We start from the raw sequence: 19,473 nt of genomic DNA, 5'->3' as shown, positions 1-19,473 counted from the left end.
TGCCAATCAGGGCGGTACGACGACATCGCCGTGTCCGCTCAGCCCCAGAGACTGGCGCACGAAACCGCTCGCCTTCTGCTGTTGGACGAAAACACGCGTGAACGCGGCTGCGGCCAGGCGCTCCGCACTGATGCCGACAGCCTGGGGAATGGCCATGAACGGTTCCTCGATCACTGCGAAGTCGGGCTTGTCGCGAGCAACGATCGACATGGCCTGCCGCACGCCTGCCAGACCATCGAGCTCTCCGGCCGTCAAAGCCGCCACCGCTTCCGGAAAACTGTCGAAGCGGATCAGTTCGCCGGCTCCGCCATGTCTTGAGAGGAACAGTTCATAGGCACTTCCCTTGACGGCGCCGATCTTCAGTCGCAGCCGTTCCACGTCCTTCAGGCCCAACGGCCCCGCAGCGGGGCGTATCAGAAATGCGCCTTCGATCTGTACGTAAGGCTCGCTATAGGCGATGCGTACGGCTCGCTGCGGATCGATTGCGAGGAAACACACGTCCCACTCCCCCGTGCCGACGCCTGCGGAAACATCACCGGCTCTGTCGTAATGGCGAAAGCGGATCGGCAGCGAGAGGCTCTCTGCAAGCGCCCGTGCGAGGTCCACCGACACCCCCGTCGGCGTCTCGTCCGTCGGACCGCGCCGAACCAGCACGACATTGCCGTGATTGAGAGCGCAAACCAGCGTTCCGGAAGGAGCGATCTCCTTGCGGATTGCCTCGAGGTTGAAGTCGGTCACGGTTTCCTCCTCTCTTCTGGGATTAGATGGATTTCATCCACTCATCTTCGGTCGGAAACTGTGTGATCATCAGTTCCAGTCCGTCCTCGCCAGCCGTGATGGTCGGCGCAGGATCGTCGAACCGCACGAAAATGAGCGAAAAGGGCTGATAGGTCTGACCCTCATGGATGAAACTCCCGTTCAGCACGATCAGGTACTGGCCACCGCTGCCGCTCGGATCGGGCGTCTGCACCGCCATGGTCGGTCCCAGCCGGAACACCTTGCAGTTCATGCCATCATCACCCGGCTGCTCCTCGATGACGGTGTCGACGGTCAACTCGGTGCGATTTCGAAGAACCGGCTCGATCGACAGCGCCACCGCACCCGAAGTGCGATGACGGCGTTTAGTGGGTTTAAGCTTTTCACGAACGTTCGGCGTCGTCAGGTAGACAAGCCCGGCATCGGTCTTGCTGCGCAAAGTCAGGTACGACAGTCCCTGTTCGCTGGCGATCAGCGGGCCATAGCCGGTGTGATGGTCGGCGTAATGCACGGTAACGAGACGCACTTCGTCACGGCCGATCGCGCCGCTTCCGGCGATGAAGACCTGGAACTGGTCGACGATGTGGAAATGCGAGTCGAGCTTTTGATGAGCGTTCAAATCAAGCCGGAAGGCCTGTGGATCGGGCGCGGCAATATCCGAATTCTTGCCGAACATGTTGATCTTCCAGGATTGGCCGCGGCGAAAACGGGTCGGTTCTTTTTCGGTGTAGGACGCAGTTTGCATCGATTGATCCTCCTTGGGCCGTCGCGCCGATTTGCTTCACTGGTGATGCGCTTCAATGGTGATGGGGTGGCGGAAACTCGACATCGAGTGCTGCGGCAAGCGCGTCTCGGTCCATCCCGATCATGTCGTGCAATTTGCCGAACTGCTGTGGGGCGTTGATCGTCTGGATGGCAACGAGACGATCGCTCTTGAAGCCCAGAACCGAGAATGCGCCGCTGGCCGGCGCGTTCAGCACCGCTTCCATATCGGCGCCGTTCACGTCGCCCGACATCTGAATCTGGATTGCGGCCTGATGCGACCAGTAGCGCGGCAGACGCTTGGGCGGCGGTGCCGCCCCGGTGATTGCCGCAGCAACGATCTTCGCCTGATCCTGCCCGGGATTGACCGCTTCGTTTCGGACGTGGCGTCCGAGCACCGGATCGTACCAAGCGGAGCAATCGCCAATGGCATAGACGGCCGGGTGCGACGAACACCCGATCTCCGAAACGAGAATGCCGTTGTTCACTTCAAGGCCCGCGTCGCGCGCCAAGTTTTCATGGGGCGCCGCCCCGATCGCCACCACGACGATATCGGCCTCGATCTGCTCGCCGTCGCTTAAGGTGACCAGATCGACACCTCGGCCACAGTCGCGAACGACCGTCGCTACTGCAGCGTCGAAGCGAACATGAAGCCCCTGGTTCAGATGCCGGTCGAGCACGTAATTGGCGATGGACTTGCTGACCGTCCGCTCCATCAGCCTCGAACCGGCCTCGATGACCGTGACGCCGAGCCCCTTTGCCAAAGCCATTGCGGCGATTTCCATGCCGATCAGTCCGCCGCCGATGATCGCGACCGACTTGGCGCCGGCAAGGCGTGCTTTCAATCCGATCAGATCTTCATGCGTGCGCAGAGTGCGGGCGACGCCGTCGGGATCCACAGATGTAGACAGACGACGTGGTTCGGCCCCGCAGGCGAGGACCAGGTGCCCGTAGGAAAAACGCGTTCCATCCTCGGAGAGTGCATAACTTTCCGCTACATTCAGCGCGACGATCTTCACGGACTGAACGAGGTCGATCCGGTTCGAGGCGTAGAACGTCTCCGGGCGGAGCGGCGTTGGAGAATAGTCGTCCTTCGACAGCGCTTCTTTTGAGAGCGGCGGACGATGGTAGGGAAGGACGTTCTCCTCCGTTACCAGCATGATGGAGCCGTCATATTTGGCGCTGCGCAATGCGGCCGCAACAGCGACCCCGGAATGGGACGCACCAATGATCAAGATATCAGACATCAGAGGTTCACCGATCCGATCGCGGTCATCCGACGACCACCATGTCGAACTCGCTTTTTCGAGCGCCGCACTCCGGGCAAACCCAATCGTCGGGCACGTCTTCCCAGCGGGTGCCCGGCGCCACGCCGCTATCGGGATCTCCAAGCGCCTCGTCATACACATATGCGCAAAGCACGCACTGCCAGATCTTGAACCCGCCGCGTTCTGCGACCTCCGTGGATGGCAACATTGTTCCTCCCGCAAGCTGATTTTCGACGAGGCTACAGGATCGGTTCTGGTATCTCCAGATGTTCTGCCATACTATCAGTCATAGCAAATCGGCATATCCCGGAGATGAACACATGGACATTCGTCAACTCGCCTACTTTGTCCGGGTGGCGGAACTCGGGAGCTTCAGCCGGGCCTCGGCTTTCCTTCACATCGCACAACCTGCGCTCAGCCGGCAGGTCCGAAACCTCGAGACCGAACTGAAGGAGCGGCTCCTGCTCCGCAACGGCCGAGGCGTCGAACTAACGGAAGCGGGAGAACGTCTGCTCGACAATGCGCGTGGGATTCTTCGGCAAATCGAGCGCACCTACGAGGACATCGAGAATTCTCGAACAGGGAAGTCGGGAAAGGTGGGGATCGGTTTGCCTGCTACGATCTCGACCGCGATCGCGACAGCGCTCATCCGCAAACTCAGGGAAGAGCTGTCCGACGCTCAGGTGATGCTGGTCCACGGCCGCTCAAACCAGCTTCAGGAATGGATCCTGTCTGGCCGTCTGGACATGGCGATCATGTATGACGCGCCATCTTCGCCAATGCTGGAGATTCACGATCTTGTTGATGAAAACCTCTACCTCATCGGCCGTGAAGATGCGTTCAAGGACGACAAGCCCGTACACCTTGAAACCCTCGCCGATATGCCCATGGTCATCGCCTGCCGGCCTAACAGCACGCGCGTTCTGCTTGACTCCGAACTCGCGCGACTCGGCCAGAAGCTCAATATCGTCTTCGAACTCGACCCACTCGACACCATGTTCGACCTCGTGCGAGACGGGTACGGATACACGGTCGCGTCGATCCGCACCCTGGCGTCGAAAGGTCCAAGCGCCCGGCAGGGTTTGGCCCTTCGCAAGATCGTGGGTCCGGAACTGATCCTCTCGGTGCAACTCGTTCAGCCTGCTCGACGATTGTCGAACCGCCTTCACGAGGCAGCCTTCCGCATTCTTAGAAACCTCAGCATGGAGCTTCTGGGGACTGAACCCACCTAGTGTCTCGTCGAAATCTCTTCGGGATGGAACCGCATCCTGAGCACCGCGGGCATGAAGAGAAGCACCACGACGAGCATGATGGCAGCACTGCAGAATACTGGAAGCTTGAGACCGAAGGCGTCCGAACTCAGCCCCAACACTAGGGCACCAAGAGAAGGGCTCGCACGGAAGATCAGGCCGTGAACGCTGAGGACCCGGCCGCGCAGAACAGGTGGCGTGCCAAGCTGGACATATGTCTGCGTGGCGATCAGGCTTACCGATGTCAGATACCCCATCAGCATGGCGAAGACCGCGAGCGTCCAGACGGAGTTGCCAAAGATGAACGCGGCTGCCGCACAAGCCGACATTAGCCAAGCCACGGCGATTTGAACCGGAAGGCGCGGCGTCGAGAGGTAGATGTTCATCGTCAGGCCGGCCATCACGGAGCCGAAAGCCATCGACGTCGTCAGCGCCGCCAGTCCAGTAGCAGGCACAGCCGAAAGCATTGCCGCGAATGCAGGAAGCATTTCGGCGATGGCGCGAATGAGCGCGCCTCCCGCGAGTAACAACAACAACATCAGCCGCGTGCCGTGGTCTGAAGCCACGAAACGAAATCCCTGCCATATCTCGCTGAACACGCCCTTGCCTCTCGGTTGCTTGGGCGTATCCGCATTCGGGACGATACGCTGTAGCACGGCGACAAAAATGAGCGTGGCGATGGTGTTGAACATAAAGACCCAGACCACGTCGAACAGGACGATAAGCACGCCTGCAAGCGCCGGTCCTATCAGACGGGCAAGATTGACATTCATGGAGTTGATCGCGACCGCGACCGGAACGTCATCTCGACCGACAAGCTCTTGGACGATCGTCATCCTCGCCGACTGGCCCATGGCGATGATGCATCCGACGATCGCGATCAACAGACCAAGCGTGAGGACGTCGAACTGCACGAATGCCGTCAGCAGTCCGGCCACCGCAGCAAGGGCAAGCTGGGAAAGCCGGTTGAGTTTGAGCGCGTCCCAGCGATCTGCGGCAGCGCCTCCGACCGGCCCGACGAGAACCGTCGGCAACAGGTCGGCCGCGGCAAGAACGCCGAGCCAGAACGGTGATCGCGTCATGTCCCACACGAGGAGACTGCAGGCGATCCGCTGCATCCAGGTGCCGAGGAGCGAGAAACAGTTCGCCGCGGTATAGAGTGCGAAGTCACCCGTCGTCAGCAATTCTACGAGACGGCTCCGCCTGATTCTGAGGAAGAATTCGATCACCTCAGGATCCAGGTTCCAGACCCATGTTGACGACACGCTCCGGCCGTCCGTCCAGGAAGCATTCGATCAAGCGAACGGCGTCTCCGTAGTAGCTTCCCAACATGTCCTTGGTGAAATAGCCGAGGTGCGGCGTGATCACGACGTTTGGAAGGCTGCGGAAGGGATGATCGGATGGCAACGGTTCCTGTTCATATACGTCGAGGCCTGCACCAGCGATCGCGTTCGAGCGGAGAGCGGCTATAAGCGCCGCCTCATCGACGATCGCACCTCGTGCGGTGTTGATGAGGTAAGCGCTGCTTTTCATGGCCCTCAACTCGGTTGCACCCACGATACCGCGCGTCCGGTCGCTTAACGCGAGGTGGACCGTGACGATGTCGCTGGTGGCAAACAGCTCCTCTTTCGAGACGAAACGTGCGCCGGCCTCCTCCGCCTGCTCTTTAGTCATGTTCTGGCTCCAAGCCTGAACTTCCATGCCGAAAGCGCGCCCGATCTCCGCCACGCGTTTCCCGAGGCCGCCAAGACCGAGGATGCCGAGAACCTTGCCGCCGACGGTCGTCCCCGCCCGAGTCTGCCAGCCTCCCCCGCGCATGCCTCGATCCTCCGAGGCGATATGTCTCGTTACGGCGAAGACCAGGCCCCACACGAGTTCGGCGACCCCGCCGGCACCCGCCCCGCTGACGGGGGTATTTGAGACGGGGACGCCGCGTTCCGCCGCGGCACGGACGTCGACTGTATCGTAGCGCTTTCCCGTCACGACGATGTATTTCAGCCGCGGCAGGCTGCGGATCAACTCGCCGGGGATCGGCATTCTCTCCCGCAGAGTGCAGAGGACGTCGAAGTCGGCCAGTTCGCGCGCCGCCTCGTCGAGAAGTGCGAGCGGCCGGTCGAAGACGACGACATTGGCGCGGGACTTCAGTCTCCCCCAGTCTGCGACCTGCTGGGAAACCCCCAGATAATCGTCAAGAATGGCTATGTTCATGGTCGTAAGTATCCCGCGCGATGTTTCATGAAGTGGCTTCGGTTTGCCGTTCGGTCACTGGCGCTGCCATTCCTCCGACCAGATCTGCAGGGGATCGAGCGTGCCCTGCCGGAAATTGCTCAGGTCCGTCACAGTCACGTACGCTCGCGGGTAGAAATAGAGCGGCAGCATCGGCAGGTCGTCGGAAAAGATCTTCTGTACCTCGGCCCACTTCTCCCTCGTCGTCTGCGGATCCAGCGCGGCTTCGAGATCGATGATGGCCTTGTCCATTGCCGGGCTGGCATAGGCGGAGAAGTTATTGCCGACGCCGTTGTTCTCGGCTTTTGGGATCGCGTCTGATCCCAGGGCGATACGTGGAGAAACGGACGGCGAAAAGTCGATCGAGGACATCATCAGCGCCTTGAACTTCCGCTTGCGGGCCATTTCGCCGTTGAATTCCTGGAGCGGCACGAAGTTGTTGGTGATCTCGATGCAGACCTCCTTCAACTGGCTCTGGATCACCTGAGCGATCTGTTCACGTGTCTGGTTACCGGAGGTGGAGACGAGTTCGAGCGACAGGCGATCTCCCTTGTCGTTGACGCAGATGCCGTCGCTGCCCGGCTTCCAACCAGCGCTTTCGAGCAGCTCTTTGGACTTCTCCGCATCATAGGAGTACAGCGTCATGTCCTTGTTGTAGTAGGCGTTCTCGCTGCTCAGGATGCCGTTGGCGACTGGCTGCAGCCCACCAAACAGCTCGTCACTGATTGCCTGTCGGTCGATCGCGTACAGGATCGCCTGCCGGACGGCCTTCTCCTTTAAGATCGGATTGTCGAAATTGACTGCAATGCGCTCTACATTCGTTCCGTATGCGAGATGATACGTGAACTTGTCGGGCTGCTGGTTCTTGAGATCGAGCATCTGCGAAAAGCTGATGCCGCCGGGGCTGACCGGGACGGCCTCGACCGATCCCGCGAGGAGGTTCTGAAGCAGCGCCGACGAGTTGTCGCGATAGCTCAGAACAATGCGTTGCAGATGTGGCTTTTCACCCGGCCATTTCGGGTTCGGGGTGAACACGATCCGCGTTCCGATCTGATAGTCGCTCAAAAGGAACGAGCCATTCCAAAGACCCGGATTGGTTGGTTGGGTGTTGTAGAGGGACTGCTTGACGTAGGCGTCGAGCGTTGGGTTTGCCGCATATATAGGCCCTTCGAGATGCTCCGGAATGACCTGATCCCAGGAGTTGTAGCTCGACATGACGCGCGGGAGCGTCAGCGTGACGGTTCGGTCGTCAACGACCTCCACCTCTGATGCGCGCGTCCAGGAATTGTAGTTGGAAAAGCCGATCTTGGGATCTTGTGCCATCTTCCACGTGAACTGGATGTCCTTGGACGTGACCGGAACGCCGTCGCCCCAGGCAAGGCCCTGGCGAAGCTTCAGGGTGATCTTCATGCCCTTCTTGCCATCCGGCAGATCAACGATCTTAGCGAGGCCGTTTTCGATTGTCGGAAGCGTCTCGCAGAGAATGCAGTTGTTCACCACGTTCTCGTCGAAGGCCGTGATTGGCCGAAGCGCGTAGTTGATGACGAGACGCTTGGTATTGTTGACCTGGACGAGTGGATGAAAGTTCGTCAGGAACTGCAACTGCCCGACCACCAGTTGGTCTTTTGCCTGCGCCATTGCGGGAGCAGCGCATAGCGAGGTCAGTGCAGCCGTGGCAAGAGCCGCAGTGACGAACGCCTTAAGTCTCTTTCCTACAGATGTCATTTTATCCTCCATCAGACTCTGTTCTATTTCCTTAGTGCGATCCCCTGCTCGTCTCCGAGCGCGGATCGAATGCCGAGCGGACGCCGTCGCCGACGAAATTGACCGCCATCACCGTGCTGAAGATCAGAAGCCCCGGATAGACGGCAAGCATTGGCGCGGAGATGATGAGTTGCTGGGCGTTGGTGAGCATGTTCCCCCACGTCGGCGTCGGCGGGGCGATGCCGAAGCCCAGGAAGCTCAGCGTGGACTCGAACAAGATGATACGTCCGACCGACAACGTCATCGCAACGATCAGAGGAGTGGCGATGTTGGGTAGGACGTGAACGAAGATGTTGTATCGCCCCTTGGCGCCGCTCACTGTCGCCGCCCGGACGTAGTCGACGTCGCGGAGCGTGATCGTACCAGCCCTGGCAATTCTCGCGATGGTCGTCCAGTCCACAAGCGCGATGATGACCACGATCCGAAGGAAGACCGCCGCGGGAGACGTCGCCGCAGACTGGCTCAGGCCGAGTTTCGTCAGATCGACGGCGCCGAGGACGATCAGGACCGGAATCAGTGGCAGCGCGATGATGCAGTCCGTCATTCGCATGAGAACGTTGTCGAACCTGCCGCCGATGTAGCCGGCCGTGACCCCCACGGCGATGCCGATGACCGCTGTAATGAACGTCGCGAGGAGGCCCACGGCGATGGAAACTTGCCCGCCGAACAGGAGGCGCAGAAGCACATCCCGGCCGAGATCGTCGGTTCCGAGCCAGTGCTGTGCGGACGGTGGCTTGAACCGACGCAACAAGTTCGTCGCATTGGCGTCTATCCCCGTAAGGTACTCGATCGGCCCGGCCAGCGCACATGCAAGGGCAAGAATGACGACGAAGACCAGGGAGATCATCGCGAGCTTGTTGTGGCGGAAGCGATCCCAGCGCTTGCTCCAGACCGAGTTGGAAGTGGCGCTCGCTGGCGCGGTTTCTGCGGTGACGATGCTCATTTCAGTGTAATCCTCGGGTCAAGCCACGCATAGGCGATGTCGGCGAGAAGGCTCGAGAAGAGCGTGACGATCGTTGCCAGCAAGAGGCCGACAAGGGCCAGATTGAAGTCGATATTGCTGATTGCGTCGTAGATGACCTTGCCCATGCCCAGCATGCCGAAGATCGTTTCTACAACAAGCGCACCGGAAAACAGCGAGCCGAACCCCAGGGCAAGCACCGTGACCATAGGAATGAGCGCATTGCGGAGAGCGTGCCGCATTATAACCGTTGTTTCCGACAGTCCCTTTGCGCGAGCGGTCCGCACGAAGTCCGAATTTAGGGTTTCGATCATCGAGGCGCGCACGTATCGCACCAAGGGCCCCACGTGGAAGAAAGTCAGGACGACTATCGGCAGGATCATGTGCACGACCTGCTCGGTGAAGGGCGCATCGCTCAGGAGCGGCGTTCCGCTTGCTGGAAGCCATCCCAGTTTCACCGAGAAGACGATGATCAGGATCAGCGAAGTCCAGAATCCGGGAAGCGAGATGCTTGCAAACGCCAACAGGCTGATGATGCTGTCCGTCCATCCGCCCGGCTTGCGTGCGGCAATCGCACCGAGGAACATCGCGAGCGGAATACTGATGATTTCGCAGGCGATCAGCAGCTTGGCGGTCTGGATCAAGGCGGGCCCTAGCACGTCGAGGACCGGACGGAAGTACAGACTGGAATAGCCAAGATCGCCGTGCAGCGCCGAGTACAGCCAGTGACCGTATCGAGCGTAGAGCGGCTGGTTCATCCCGTATAACTCACGCATCTGCGCAATATTGTCGGGCGTCAGAGACGGATTTCCTTCCAGCATGTTCTCCACGGGGTCACCGGGCATGAGGCCGATGAGCATGAAAAGCAGAAGCGACATCACGAGAGTGACGAGCACTGCCTGGAGGAGACGAGAAATGGTGTACCTCAACATCGGCTCAATCCTTGAAATGGCAGGCTGAAAGCTGCTTCGGACGACCAGGTGCGGGTAGAAGTTCTGGCCGTTCCCTCTTGCAGACGTCCTGAGCCCTCGGACAGCGTGTGTGAAAGACGCAGCCCGAGGGGGGCGCCAACGGTGAGGGTATCTCGCCGCGGAGGATATTCTCCTTCTTGCGGCGGCCCCGTCCGATGCGCGGCACGGCGGCTAGCAGCGCCTGAGTGTAAGGGTGGCTGGGCGTCAGGAAGAGATCTTCGGAACTTGCAACCTCCATCAGCCTGCCGAGATAGAGAACAGCAACGCGGTCTGCGAGATGACGCACGACGCCGAGATCATGACTGATGAAGAGATAGCTGATCCCGTGTTCCTTCTTGATGTCATCCAGAAGGTTGAGAACCTGGCTTTGGATCGAAACGTCCAGAGCCGAAAGCGGCTCGTCGGCAACGATCATTTCCGGCTCGGCAATCAGGGCACGCGCGATCGCGATCCTCTGTCGCTGCCCCCCGGAAAACTGGTGGGGATACCGCCGCGCCGATTCCGGGGGAAGTCCAACCTGCCCTAGAACCTCGACAGCCCTCGCCTGTCGGGCATCGGAGGCAACTCCTTTGAGCCTCAGGGGCTCCGCAACGATCTCGCCGACAACCATGCGCGGGTCGAGCGCAGAGAACGGATCTTGGAATATAACTTGAACCGGAGCGTGCCCTGCGCCTCTGGTCCTGGCGCTGTTGAAGGTCACGGTTCCGGCAGTCTGCTTGCGCAGCCCGGCGACGACATACCCAAGCGTCGATTTTCCGCTGCCGCTCTCGCCGACAAGCGCAAGTGTCTCTCCTCTGGCGACGGTCAGGGACACATCATTGACCGCCTGCAGCCAGACCGCTGGTTTGAGGAAGCCGCCGCCGATAGGAATGTCGACGTTGATACGATCGAGGGTCAATAACTCGGTCATGGCTGTACCCTATGGCATGCGACCTTGTGGCCGGGAGCGACTTCGAGGAGATCGGGTTCCGTCTGTCTGCAGACATCCATCGCAAACGGACAGCGGCGAGCGAAGCGACATCCCTTCGTTATGTCGGACGTAACTCTGCCCGGTATCACGTAGAGACGTTCGACCCGCTTGTCGGGGTCCGGCAGCGTCTGGATCAGTCCCTGGGTGTAGGGATGCAGCGGATTGGCGAATAGTTCGTCCGCCGGGGCGTATTCAACCGCCTTCCCTGCAAACATCACCATGATGGAGTGCGCGATTTCCGAGACGACGGCCAGGTTGTGGCTGATGAACTGGATCGACATGTGCGCATCGTCCTGCAGCGTCAACATGAGGTCGAGGATCTGCGCCTGGATCGTGACGTCGAGCGCAGTAGTCGGTTCATCGGCGATCAGCAGCTTGGGGCGGCAAGCGAGGGCCATAGCGATCATCGCGCGCTGCCGCATGCCACCGGATAGCTGGTGCGGGTAATCCTCCGCTCGCCTGGCCGGCGACGGGATCCCCACCTGTGCGAGGAGATCGACAGCGCGTGCGTGTGCTGTCACCTTGTTGAGCTTTTCATGCTTGACAAGCACCTCGCCGATCTGCCGCCCGACTGCCATGACCGGGTTCATGGCAGTCATAGGCTCCTGGAAGATCATCGCGATCTCGCGTCCCCGAACCTGCTGCCACTGCCTCTGGGAGAATTGCGCGAGATCTCGGCCGTTGAACCCGATTGTTCCGCCGACCCTGCCTCCTCCGGCGACCAGCCCGAGAAGGGCGAGCGAGGTCATCGTCTTCCCGCATCCGCTCTCGCCAACGATACCTAGCGTCTTACCACGAGGTATGTCGTAGCTGATCCCCCGAACGACCTGGACTTCGCCTTCGGGACCCGGAAAGGAGACTTTCAGGTCCCTGACGTCCAACAGGGGATCGAAACTTTCGGTGGTCGACGCAGCTTCGCCGCTGACGACAGCGCCGTTGAGATGCAGCATTCGGTCACCTCCCTTTCAGTTCTGGCCCGAACTTGGACCAGTTTTTGGATTGCGTGCCGCCTGCTGCGGCCTCCACCGCAGCAGGCACATTCCACTACAGTTCGATAACGCCTACGCCGTTCCTGGTCTCTATCCGGGTGCCGAAAGGTTCCGAGAGGCGACGATAGCGATCGATGATGCGCGCCGCGTCTTCTCCCTTCGCCGCCATCGGCCGACCTTCAGTATTGTGATGTTCGCCCTTCCCGGTGCGCCTCGTCTGCTTGACTTCAGGCGAGGTGTCGCGGCCCATCTCGACTGGATGCAGGAGAATGCGTTTCAGCTTGTCCCCTTCCATCTCCAGCTTGATAATGGCGGAGCTCCACCATGTATCCGTCGGCGTGTCGAGACCGGGATGCAGCGGATGAGCGGCGGGCGTCAGCATTGAGAGACGGTCGACGTCATGTCCCCAGGCGTCGTAGCTGTCATACGGGACGCGCTGAATGAACTCGGACTGCGCAAAGAAGTTGCCAATACCATAGAATATTGGCCGGCCATTGTAGATTTCGACGCCGAGGGTGCGATGCCAGCCGTGGCCGACGTAAATGTCGGCGCCGCCGTCGATGACCGCGTGAGCGAACTCCTTTACGAAGGCAGGCGGCGTATCGCCTCTCGGACCGTCCGAGACGCTGAAATGATGCGCTACGATAACCAGGTCCGCCATCGAACGGGCCTCGTGGACGGAGCGAAGGTTTCGATCCAGGTCCCGCTTGTGGCAGCGGCTGATAACCTCGCAGCGATCCCCTACGAAGAAGGATTCGGGATCGCCCCATTGCTGGGCGCCGGGAATCTGAACCCCGAACGAACCTTCCCGGCCATGTTTCGGCTTCTTCATGAAATTGAACTTCTCGCCAAAGTCCTTCAGATTTTTGGCAGTCTGCTCGTCCACCATGAATTCGAATGTGAGGCGCTGCGGATTGACGCCGGGACGGCCGCGCAGTGCGCCCTTTGGCATTCCAGCCCACATGAAATGCTGGTTACCGGAACTTGTCGAAACGAGCGCGACACGTCCGTTTTTCTTGTCGACGTAGCCAGGCTCGCTTGCTAGCTCAAGATCAGTACCGGTTCCCGCCGTGACAATTCCCGCTGCCTTCATGTGCTTCTTGGTCGCGACCAAACCTTCGGCTCCGAAGTCGAAGCTGTGATTGTGCGCCGTAGACATGATGTCGAACCCAGCCCACTTCAGGTCCTTGGCGATCTCGGGATCCGCCATCATGAAGCTGCCGATGCCTTGACCACGGGCCGGCCACTTGAGCTCGTCGTATTCTGCGAAATTCATTTCCAAATGGCCGTAGGTGACATCGGCGTCCTTGAGGACATCCCATACCTCCTTGAATTGAGGCTCGTCGTGCATTGCAAACGGGCGGCAAACCATGCACTCGCCAGCCAATGCCACTTTCCAATTACGTGTCGTAACCATAAAACCTCCTGAGCAGACTAGACGCGCCCGCAAAGCTCGTCATTCCGTCCGACTGCCTTCTGAATCTCTGAGCGCGGAAATCTCCCAAGCGACTTTCTCACTCCCGTCGCGAGAAGAACCATACCAGTATGAGGAGCTATCACCAGTTTCGTCGATTGCCTTTCAGAAATGCCGTTTCGGCATATCTCTCGGTGCATCGATACACGTCGTTGCCCAGCCTGTGCTGCGCGTCGGCGGTAAGCGGCGCCGTGATTTTCCACAGCCCAAATAAATCGGCGAAAACGATGATTTTTTCGCGCCTTGGCGCTTGCGGCCTTCGAAGGTGCTGACTATAAGGGCGCCACCACGAAGGAAGCGCCCTTCGTCTATCGGTTAGGACACCAGATTTTCATTCTGGGAAGAGGGGTTCGACTCCCCTAGGGCGTACCACTTTCTCTCCCTTGAAACTTCCCATCGTCAGCGTTCTTGCGCGACCGCTCTATTTCGCCGGCGCGGCATCGCAGACGCGCAGCTGGATGCGGCGTGCGCCCTGGTAATGATCGGCACCGAGCGACCCGGCGACATGCAGGCTGGCGCCGCGTGAATTGATGAGAAGATTGCCAAGCGGCGTATCGGCGGCGCGGAAGGCGATGCCGTCGAGTCGCGATCCGTCCATGGCCTCCAGCGTCACTTTCACATGTTTCTCGCCGACCAGGCGGGCGTCGCGCAGACGATGCGCCGGTACGGCAAAGAGCGGCTGTGCGTGACCGGAGCCGTAGGGGCCGGCGGCCTCCAAACGGTCGATGAGTTCGAGGGTGGCGCCGCTTGCGCCGATCGCACCGTCGATCTTCAGCGTCTCGTTGGCGACGAGGCTCGTCACCGTTCTTGCTGCCTTCTCCGTGAAGAAGGTCCTCAGCCTGCCGAGATCGGTGCGCTCGACCGTCAAGCCCGCGGCCATGGCGTGGCCGCCGCCCTTGACGAGCAACCCCTCGTCGACCGCAGCTCGGACCATCCTGCCCATATCGAAGCCGTTGATCGAGCGGCCCGAGCCAGTGCCGCGGCCGGAGGGATCGAAGGCGATCGCGAAGGCAGGCCGTTTGAACTTCTCCTTCAGCCGCGCCGCAATCAGCCCGACAATGCCGGGATGCCATTTCTCATGGGCGGTGACGATGACGGACGCGCCCTCGCCGTCGCCATATTCGGCAAGCGCCTCGGCTTCCGCCTCCTGCAGCATGATCGCCTCCATCGCCTGGCGTTCGCGGTTGAGCTCGTCGAGGCGCTGCGCGATCACCTCAGCCTCTCCGGCGTCATCAAGCGTCAGCAGGCGGCTGCCGAGTGCCGCGTCGCCGATCCGCCCGCCGGCATTGATGCGCGGGCCGATCAGGAAGCCGAAATGATAGGGTGTCACGGGACCCGCGAGCCCCGCCTTGCGAAAGAGTGCAGCCAGTCCGGCATTGCTCTGGTGACGGGCAGCGACCAGCCCCTTCACCACATAGGCGCGGTTAAGGCCCTTCAGCGGCACGACATCGCAGACCGTCGCAAGTGCGACGATATCCAGCCATTGCAGCAGGTCGATCGCCAGGATGCGCTTGTTGCCGGCCGCCCGCAGCAGCCGGAGCGTCGCGACCAGCACCATGAAGACGACGCCGGCGGCGCACAGATGCCCCTGCCCCGAGAGATCGTCCTCGCGGTTCGGGTTGACCAGCGCATGACAGGGCGGCAGCTCATGTGTCACCTGGTGGTGATCGATGACGACGACATCGATATTGCGCGCGGCAGCGGCGGCCAGCGCCTCGTGGCTGGTGGAGCCGCAATCGACGGTCACGATCAGCTGAGCGCCATTGTCGATCAACTGGTTGATCGCCGCCGGATTGGGGCCGTAACCTTCGAAGACGCGGTCGGGAATATAGATGGTCGCCCTGACGCCGAAATGACTGAGAAAACGAAACATCAGCGCCGAGGAGGCTGCGCCGTCCACGTCATAGTCGCCGAAGATCGCGACGCTCTCACCACGCTCGATCGCGCGCAAGAGGCGGGTCGCGGCCTTTTCGCAATCGGTCAGCTTATGGGGATCGGGCATCAGGCTGCGGATCGTCGGATCGAGGAATTCGATCGCCTCGTCTACCGTCACGCCGCGCCCGGCAAGCACCCGGGCGATCAGATCCGGCAGTCCGTGGATCTGCGACATGGCCAGCGCGCGGTTCTGCCCGGCCTGGTCGAGCCGCGCGACCCAGCGATTGTCGAGCGCGGATTTCTCCACGCCGAGAAATGCGCGCTGTACCGGGTCGACGAGATCTGCCATGCCACACTCCGCTGACTTCATCTGCTCTTTCTACAGGAGCAGCGGAGATAACATAGCGATGGATTTGCAGACACGGATTTTTACCAAAACACCGCCCAGATGATCATGGCGATGCCGGCGAACTGCACCAGCAGGAACGAAAACAGCGTCAGCAGAATGGCCCAGTTGCGGCCTTCCGTGTTTTCCTCGTCATCAGCCTCATCAGAGATCTCTTGAGGAATTTCACGGTAGGCCGGCTTGAGGATTTCCTCAGGCAAATCAGGATGGTTCGGCGGCACGTCGCTCGGGTAGCCATACCCCTTCCCGGCGTGGCTGTCCTTGCTCATGAAATTCTCCACCCAGACGACTCACCATCTTAGGTTTAGTTATATCAATATTTCGGTATCTGTTAATATAGCCTTCCGTAACGAAAGGTTGAATAGATAACAAAAAAACCGCCCTGCAGGGACAGGGCGGCGCAACGGTCCTCCGGGACGAGAAAAAGGCTCAGCCTTCCTCTTTCGGCCGCTCGATGCGAATCACCTGCGGCTCGCCGAAGAGGTAGCCTTCCGACTTGATCGAGGCGACCGCCTTGCGCACCGACTCTTCCGTCGTCGCGTGGGTGACGAGAATGATCGTCTGGTGGTGCGATGGCGCCAGATGCTGCTTGGAGCGCTGGACGATCGATTCCAGCGAGATGTTGTTTTCGGCCATGCGAGTTGCGACGCTGGCAAAGACGCCGGTGCGGTCGAGCACGGTCAGGCGGATGAAATAGCCGCCCTCGTGGCTCTGCATCCGCGCCTTGCGGTAGGGCTCCAGCGTCGTTGCGGGATGACCGAGCACAGGCACGCGCTGGGCGCCCGGCTGGCTCTTGGCGATATCGGCGATATCGCCGAGCACCGACGAGGCCGTGGCGTTGCCGCCGGCACCAGGGCCGACCATCAGCAGTTCGCCGAGCACGTCGGATTCGATTGCCACCGCATTGGTGACGCCGTCGACCTGGGCAATGACCGAATCGACCGGCACCATGGTCGGGTGCACGCGCTGCTCGATGCCTGTATCGGTGCGCTGGGCAACGCCTAAGAGCTTGATGCGATAACCGAGCTCGGCGGCGGCGTGGATATCCTCGATCGAGATGTTGGTGATGCCTTCGAGATAGATGTCGTCGGCCGCGATCTGATTGCCGAAGGCGAGCGTCGTCAGGATGGAAAGCTTATGAGCGGTATCGTTGCCTTCGATATCGAAGGCCGGATCGGCCTCGGCATAACCCAGCCGCTGCGCTTCCTTGAGGCATTCGGCGAAGGAAAGCCCCTCCTTCTCCATCTTGGTCAGGATATAATTGCAGGTGCCGTTCATGATGCCATAGATGCGCGAGACGGAATTGCCCGTCAGCGATTCACGCAGCGCCTTGATGACCGGGATGCCGCCGGCGACTGCCGCCTCGAAGTTCAGCAGCGACCCCTTCTCCTCGGCGATCGTCGCAAGCTCCACGCCGTGATAGGCAAGCAGCGCCTTGTTGGCTGTCACCACATGGAGACCGCGCTGGAGTGCAGCGCGCACGGAGATGTTGGCCGCCCCTTCGGCGCCGCCCATCAGCTCGACGAAGACGTCGATATCGCCTCTTTCGGCAAGCTCTTCCGGCCGGTCGAACCAGGTAACAGTGGAAAGATCGATGCCGCGGTCCCTCGCCCTGTCACGTGCGGAGACGGCGGTGATGGTGATCGGACGCCCGCAGGTGACGGCAAGCTCGTTGCTTTTCTGCTGAATGATGCGGACAAGCGAGGCGCCAACGGTGCCCAAGCCCGCAATGCCGATTTTGAGGGCATCTGCCATGGATCGATCCTGAAATGTCTGTGTGGCGGCAGCCGCATCACGCGGCTGCCCAATGGTTGGATTAGCGGTGTGCGTTCAGCGAAATGACGTTGTGCATCGTCTCGTCTGCCGTCGACATGAACTTCTTGATATTGCGCGCAGCCTGGCGGATGCGGTGTTCGTTCTCGACAAGGGCCAGACGGACGTAGTCGTCGCCCATTTCGCCGAAGCCGATGCCCGGGGCAACGGCGACGTCGGCCTTCTCGACCAGCAGCTTGGAGAATTCCAGCGAACCGAGATGACGGAACTTTTCCGGGATCTTCGCCCAGGCGAACATCGTCGCAGCCGGCGGCGGCACGTCGAACCCGGCCTTGCCGAAGCTTTCGACCATGACGTCGCGGCGACGTTTATAGACGTTGCGGACTTCCGCAATGTCGGAACCATCGCCGTTCAGCGCATGCGTCGCCGCCACCTGGATCGGCGTGAAGGCGCCGTAGTCGAGATAGGACTTGACGCGGGTAAGCGCCGCGATCAGCCGCTCGTTGCCGACGGCAAAGCCCATGCGCCAGCCGGGCATGGAGAAGGTCTTCGACATCGAGGTGAACTCGACGGTCACGTCCATCGCGCCCGGCACTTCGAGAACCGACGGCGGCGGGGCGCCGTCGAAGTAGATTTCCGAATAGGCGAGGTCGGAAAGCACGATGATGTCGTGCTTTTTCGCAAAAGCGATCACGTCCTTGTAGAAATCGAGCGTCGCGACAAAAGCCGTCGGGTTCGAGGGATAGTTGAGGATCAGCGCCAAGGGCTTCGGGATAGAATGCCTGACCGCCCGTTCCAGCGGTTCGAAGAAGCTCGCATCCGGCTCCACCGACATGGAACGGATCACGCCGCCGGCCATCAGGAAGCCAAAGGCGTGGATCGGATAGGTGGGGTTCGGGCAGAGGATCACGTCGCCAGGCGCGGTGATTGCCTGCGCCATGTTGGCGAAGCCTTCCTTGGAGCCCAAGGTGGCGACCACCTGGGTATCCGGGTTGAGCTTGACGCCGAAACGGCGGGCATAATAGGCGGCTTGGGCGCGGCGCAGCCCCGGAATACCCTTGGAAGAGGAATAGCGGTGCGTGCGCGGATCCTGCACGACCTCGCACAGCTTGTCGACGATCGACTGGGGAGTGGGAAGGTCGGGGTTTCCCATGCCGAGATCGATGATATCGGCGCCGCCCGCTCGCGCGCTTGCCTTCAAACGGTTGACCTGTTCGAAAACATAAGGCGGCAAACGCCGGACTTTGTGAAACTCTTCCATCTCATTCCCCATGGAAAGGCGGCATTTCGGGCCGCAGTCGAAGTTCGTTCCGTCTCCCGGCGGCTGCGACACGAACTTCAGAATCGCAACGCCGTATTCATCAAACCCAAGCGACGCGGCGAATCTTTGACGGAAAGGTCGTGAAACGCGCTTTATCGGGAAAATTGTATCTTCCGATCCTTGCCGAAGGCTTTGCGTCCAAATCGCCTGAAAGGCAAGGTCTATTTGGAGATTTCAGACAGCGTATCAGTGCCGTGCTCGGCGGCGAGACGCCGCATTTCGGCGACCTTGGCCTGATATTCGGCTTCCGAGATCGCGCCTGCCTTGCGCCGGGCGGCAAGTGCCGTCAGCTGATGCTGCAGTTCGGCCGCCTGCTCGTCGCTCATCTGGACATTGGCGGCGGTCAGCGGCGCGCCGAAATTCGGATAGCCGTCCGGGTATTTTGCAAGGCCGCCCTCGGCCGCCTCGCCCTTGGTAGCCGGCATGACGACGGCGGTCGGCGCCGCTCGCTTGGCGGCGGCTGCGGCTTTTTGTTCCGCCGTCAGATTGCATCCGGCAAGGGCCATCGCCGCCGCGACGCAGATCAGTGCGGTGCGGTTGAAGGTTGCGATGCGCCGAATGCCGTTCTTCGTCATGCCTCAAAAATCCAGTTTTGACTGCTTCGACTGTTAAATTTGTCGCAGCCACAATGCAATAGCACGAGCCGATGCGGGTGGAACTTGTTTTCTCGTTCGATCACGATGTACAACGAATGGATAAAAAGAGTG

18 protein-coding genes and 1 tRNA gene are annotated in these 19,473 nt (G+C 60.5%); 2 read left to right on the top strand and 17 right to left on the bottom strand.

Going from position 1 to position 19,473, the window contains the following annotated elements; all coding sequences use genetic code 11:
- Positions 1 to 6 precede the first annotated feature (6 nt).
- The 4 genes from B5P46_RS23060 to B5P46_RS23045 are packed head-to-tail and all read right to left on the bottom strand — an operon-like array spanning position 7 to position 2,994.
- Positions 7 to 738, bottom strand: a complete 732-nt coding sequence (locus tag B5P46_RS23060; RefSeq protein WP_129420753.1) for a transporter substrate-binding domain-containing protein — start codon at positions 736 to 738, stop codon at positions 7 to 9.
- A gap of 22 nt (positions 739 to 760) precedes the next feature.
- The gene (locus B5P46_RS23055; protein WP_129420752.1) at positions 761 to 1,501 is read right to left on the bottom strand and encodes a hypothetical protein; all 741 of its coding nucleotides are present in this window, start codon (positions 1,499 to 1,501) and stop codon (positions 761 to 763) included.
- Positions 1,502 to 1,553: 52 nt separating this feature from the next.
- Positions 1,554 to 2,765, bottom strand: coding sequence for an NAD(P)/FAD-dependent oxidoreductase (locus B5P46_RS23050; RefSeq protein WP_129420751.1), 1,212 nt, complete (start codon positions 2,763 to 2,765; stop codon positions 1,554 to 1,556).
- A 25-nt stretch (positions 2,766 to 2,790) separates the two neighbouring features.
- Positions 2,791 to 2,994 carry a rubredoxin gene (locus tag B5P46_RS23045; protein ID WP_129420750.1) on the bottom strand — a complete coding sequence of 68 codons (204 nt, stop codon included), beginning with the start codon at positions 2,992 to 2,994 and terminating at the stop codon, positions 2,791 to 2,793.
- A 112-nt stretch (positions 2,995 to 3,106) separates the two neighbouring features.
- Here B5P46_RS23045 and B5P46_RS23040 point away from each other — a divergent pair, with 112 nt between their 5' ends.
- On the top strand, positions 3,107 to 4,018 hold the full coding sequence (locus B5P46_RS23040) for a LysR family transcriptional regulator (protein ID WP_129420749.1): 912 nt from the start codon (positions 3,107 to 3,109) through the stop codon (positions 4,016 to 4,018).
- Here the strand turns inward: B5P46_RS23040 and B5P46_RS23035 are convergent.
- The 8 genes from B5P46_RS23035 to B5P46_RS23000 form a co-directional block, all read right to left on the bottom strand.
- Positions 4,015 to 5,301 (bottom strand): MFS transporter, encoded by a 1,287-nt coding sequence (locus tag B5P46_RS23035; protein WP_129420748.1) that lies wholly within the window; start codon positions 5,299 to 5,301, stop codon positions 4,015 to 4,017. The two genes, B5P46_RS23040 and B5P46_RS23035, sit on opposite strands and share 4 nt — an antisense overlap.
- Positions 5,267 to 6,244, bottom strand: coding sequence for a D-2-hydroxyacid dehydrogenase family protein (locus tag B5P46_RS23030; RefSeq protein ID WP_129420747.1), 978 nt, complete (start codon positions 6,242 to 6,244; stop codon positions 5,267 to 5,269). The genes B5P46_RS23035 and B5P46_RS23030 overlap by 35 nt, the downstream gene beginning before the upstream one ends.
- Positions 6,245 to 6,298: 54 nt before the next feature.
- Positions 6,299 to 7,987: a peptide ABC transporter substrate-binding protein gene (locus B5P46_RS23025; protein WP_129420746.1), complete on the bottom strand. Its 1,689-nt coding sequence runs from the start codon at positions 7,985 to 7,987 to the stop codon at positions 6,299 to 6,301.
- 31 nt (positions 7,988 to 8,018) lie between these two features.
- Entirely contained in the window at positions 8,019 to 8,969 is a 951-nt protein-coding gene (locus B5P46_RS23020) for an ABC transporter permease (RefSeq protein ID WP_129420745.1), read from the bottom strand.
- Entirely contained in the window at positions 8,966 to 9,919 is a 954-nt protein-coding gene (locus B5P46_RS23015) for an ABC transporter permease (protein ID WP_129420744.1), read from the bottom strand. Before B5P46_RS23015 ends, B5P46_RS23020 begins: the two co-directional genes overlap by 4 nt.
- 4 nt (positions 9,920 to 9,923) lie before the next feature.
- A complete protein-coding gene (locus B5P46_RS23010) occupies positions 9,924 to 10,868 on the bottom strand; it encodes an ABC transporter ATP-binding protein (protein ID WP_129420743.1) in 945 nt (314 codons plus the stop codon).
- A complete protein-coding gene (locus B5P46_RS23005) occupies positions 10,865 to 11,878 on the bottom strand; it encodes an ABC transporter ATP-binding protein (RefSeq protein ID WP_129420742.1) in 1,014 nt (337 codons plus the stop codon). Before B5P46_RS23005 ends, B5P46_RS23010 begins: the two co-directional genes overlap by 4 nt.
- A gap of 94 nt (positions 11,879 to 11,972) precedes the next feature.
- Positions 11,973 to 13,310, bottom strand: a complete 1,338-nt coding sequence (locus B5P46_RS23000) for a CapA family protein (RefSeq protein ID WP_245456237.1) — start codon at positions 13,308 to 13,310, stop codon at positions 11,973 to 11,975.
- 378 nt (positions 13,311 to 13,688) lie between these two features.
- Between B5P46_RS23000 and B5P46_RS22995 the strand changes: the two genes are divergently transcribed.
- Positions 13,689 to 13,763 (top strand) — tRNA-Glu (locus B5P46_RS22995).
- 49 nt (positions 13,764 to 13,812) lie between these two features.
- Here the strand turns inward: B5P46_RS22995 and recJ are convergent.
- From recJ to B5P46_RS22970, 5 genes are all read right to left on the bottom strand, one after another.
- A complete protein-coding gene (gene recJ / locus B5P46_RS22990; protein ID WP_129420741.1) occupies positions 13,813 to 15,615 on the bottom strand; it encodes a single-stranded-DNA-specific exonuclease RecJ in 1,803 nt (600 codons plus the stop codon).
- An 80-nt stretch (positions 15,616 to 15,695) separates the two neighbouring features.
- Positions 15,696 to 15,941, bottom strand: a complete 246-nt coding sequence (locus B5P46_RS22985; RefSeq protein ID WP_129420740.1) for a hypothetical protein — start codon at positions 15,939 to 15,941, stop codon at positions 15,696 to 15,698.
- A 160-nt stretch (positions 15,942 to 16,101) separates the two neighbouring features.
- Entirely contained in the window at positions 16,102 to 17,427 is a 1,326-nt protein-coding gene (locus tag B5P46_RS22980) for a homoserine dehydrogenase (RefSeq protein ID WP_129420739.1), read from the bottom strand.
- 61 nt (positions 17,428 to 17,488) lie between these two features.
- Positions 17,489 to 18,706 carry an LL-diaminopimelate aminotransferase gene (locus B5P46_RS22975; protein ID WP_018445590.1) on the bottom strand — a complete coding sequence of 406 codons (1,218 nt, stop codon included), beginning with the start codon at positions 18,704 to 18,706 and terminating at the stop codon, positions 17,489 to 17,491.
- A 221-nt stretch (positions 18,707 to 18,927) separates the two neighbouring features.
- Entirely contained in the window at positions 18,928 to 19,341 is a 414-nt protein-coding gene (locus B5P46_RS22970) for an SHOCT domain-containing protein (protein WP_129420738.1), read from the bottom strand.
- Positions 19,342 to 19,473 lie beyond the last annotated feature (132 nt).

Origin of the sequence: Rhizobium leguminosarum, assembly GCF_004123835.1 — a bacterium.
GTDB classification, from domain to species: domain Bacteria; phylum Pseudomonadota; class Alphaproteobacteria; order Rhizobiales; family Rhizobiaceae; genus Rhizobium; species Rhizobium leguminosarum_M.
The sequence above is the reverse complement of the archived record's forward strand: the minus strand, read 5'-3'. Positions and strand labels throughout refer to the sequence as shown.

What these genes read in the sequence shown, in the direction of transcription:
- B5P46_RS23020 (WP_129420745.1), bottom strand. Translation starts at nt 8,969, where the DNA reads ATGAGCATCGTCACCGCAGAAACCGCGCCAGCGAGCGCCACTTCCAAC.
- B5P46_RS23055 (WP_129420752.1), bottom strand. Translation starts at nt 1,501, where the DNA reads ATGCAAACTGCGTCCTACACCGAAAAAGAACCGACCCGTTTTCGCCGC.
- B5P46_RS22970 (WP_129420738.1), bottom strand. Translation starts at nt 19,341, where the DNA reads ATGACGAAGAACGGCATTCGGCGCATCGCAACCTTCAACCGCACCGCA.
- B5P46_RS22980 (WP_129420739.1), bottom strand. Translation starts at nt 17,427, where the DNA reads ATGGCAGATGCCCTCAAAATCGGCATTGCGGGCTTGGGCACCGTTGGC.
- B5P46_RS23025 (WP_129420746.1), bottom strand. Translation starts at nt 7,987, where the DNA reads ATGACATCTGTAGGAAAGAGACTTAAGGCGTTCGTCACTGCGGCTCTT.
- B5P46_RS23040 (WP_129420749.1), top strand. Translation starts at nt 3,107, where the DNA reads ATGGACATTCGTCAACTCGCCTACTTTGTCCGGGTGGCGGAACTCGGG.
- B5P46_RS22985 (WP_129420740.1), bottom strand. Translation starts at nt 15,941, where the DNA reads ATGAGCAAGGACAGCCACGCCGGGAAGGGGTATGGCTACCCGAGCGAC.
- recJ (WP_129420741.1), bottom strand. Translation starts at nt 15,615, where the DNA reads ATGGCAGATCTCGTCGACCCGGTACAGCGCGCATTTCTCGGCGTGGAG.
- B5P46_RS22975 (WP_018445590.1), bottom strand. Translation starts at nt 18,706, where the DNA reads ATGGAAGAGTTTCACAAAGTCCGGCGTTTGCCGCCTTATGTTTTCGAA.
- B5P46_RS23015 (WP_129420744.1), bottom strand. Translation starts at nt 9,919, where the DNA reads ATGTTGAGGTACACCATTTCTCGTCTCCTCCAGGCAGTGCTCGTCACT.
- B5P46_RS23030 (WP_129420747.1), bottom strand. Translation starts at nt 6,244, where the DNA reads ATGAACATAGCCATTCTTGACGATTATCTGGGGGTTTCCCAGCAGGTC.
- B5P46_RS23050 (WP_129420751.1), bottom strand. Translation starts at nt 2,765, where the DNA reads ATGTCTGATATCTTGATCATTGGTGCGTCCCATTCCGGGGTCGCTGTT.
- B5P46_RS23045 (WP_129420750.1), bottom strand. Translation starts at nt 2,994, where the DNA reads ATGTTGCCATCCACGGAGGTCGCAGAACGCGGCGGGTTCAAGATCTGG.
- B5P46_RS23005 (WP_129420742.1), bottom strand. Translation starts at nt 11,878, where the DNA reads ATGCTGCATCTCAACGGCGCTGTCGTCAGCGGCGAAGCTGCGTCGACC.
- B5P46_RS23010 (WP_129420743.1), bottom strand. Translation starts at nt 10,868, where the DNA reads ATGACCGAGTTATTGACCCTCGATCGTATCAACGTCGACATTCCTATC.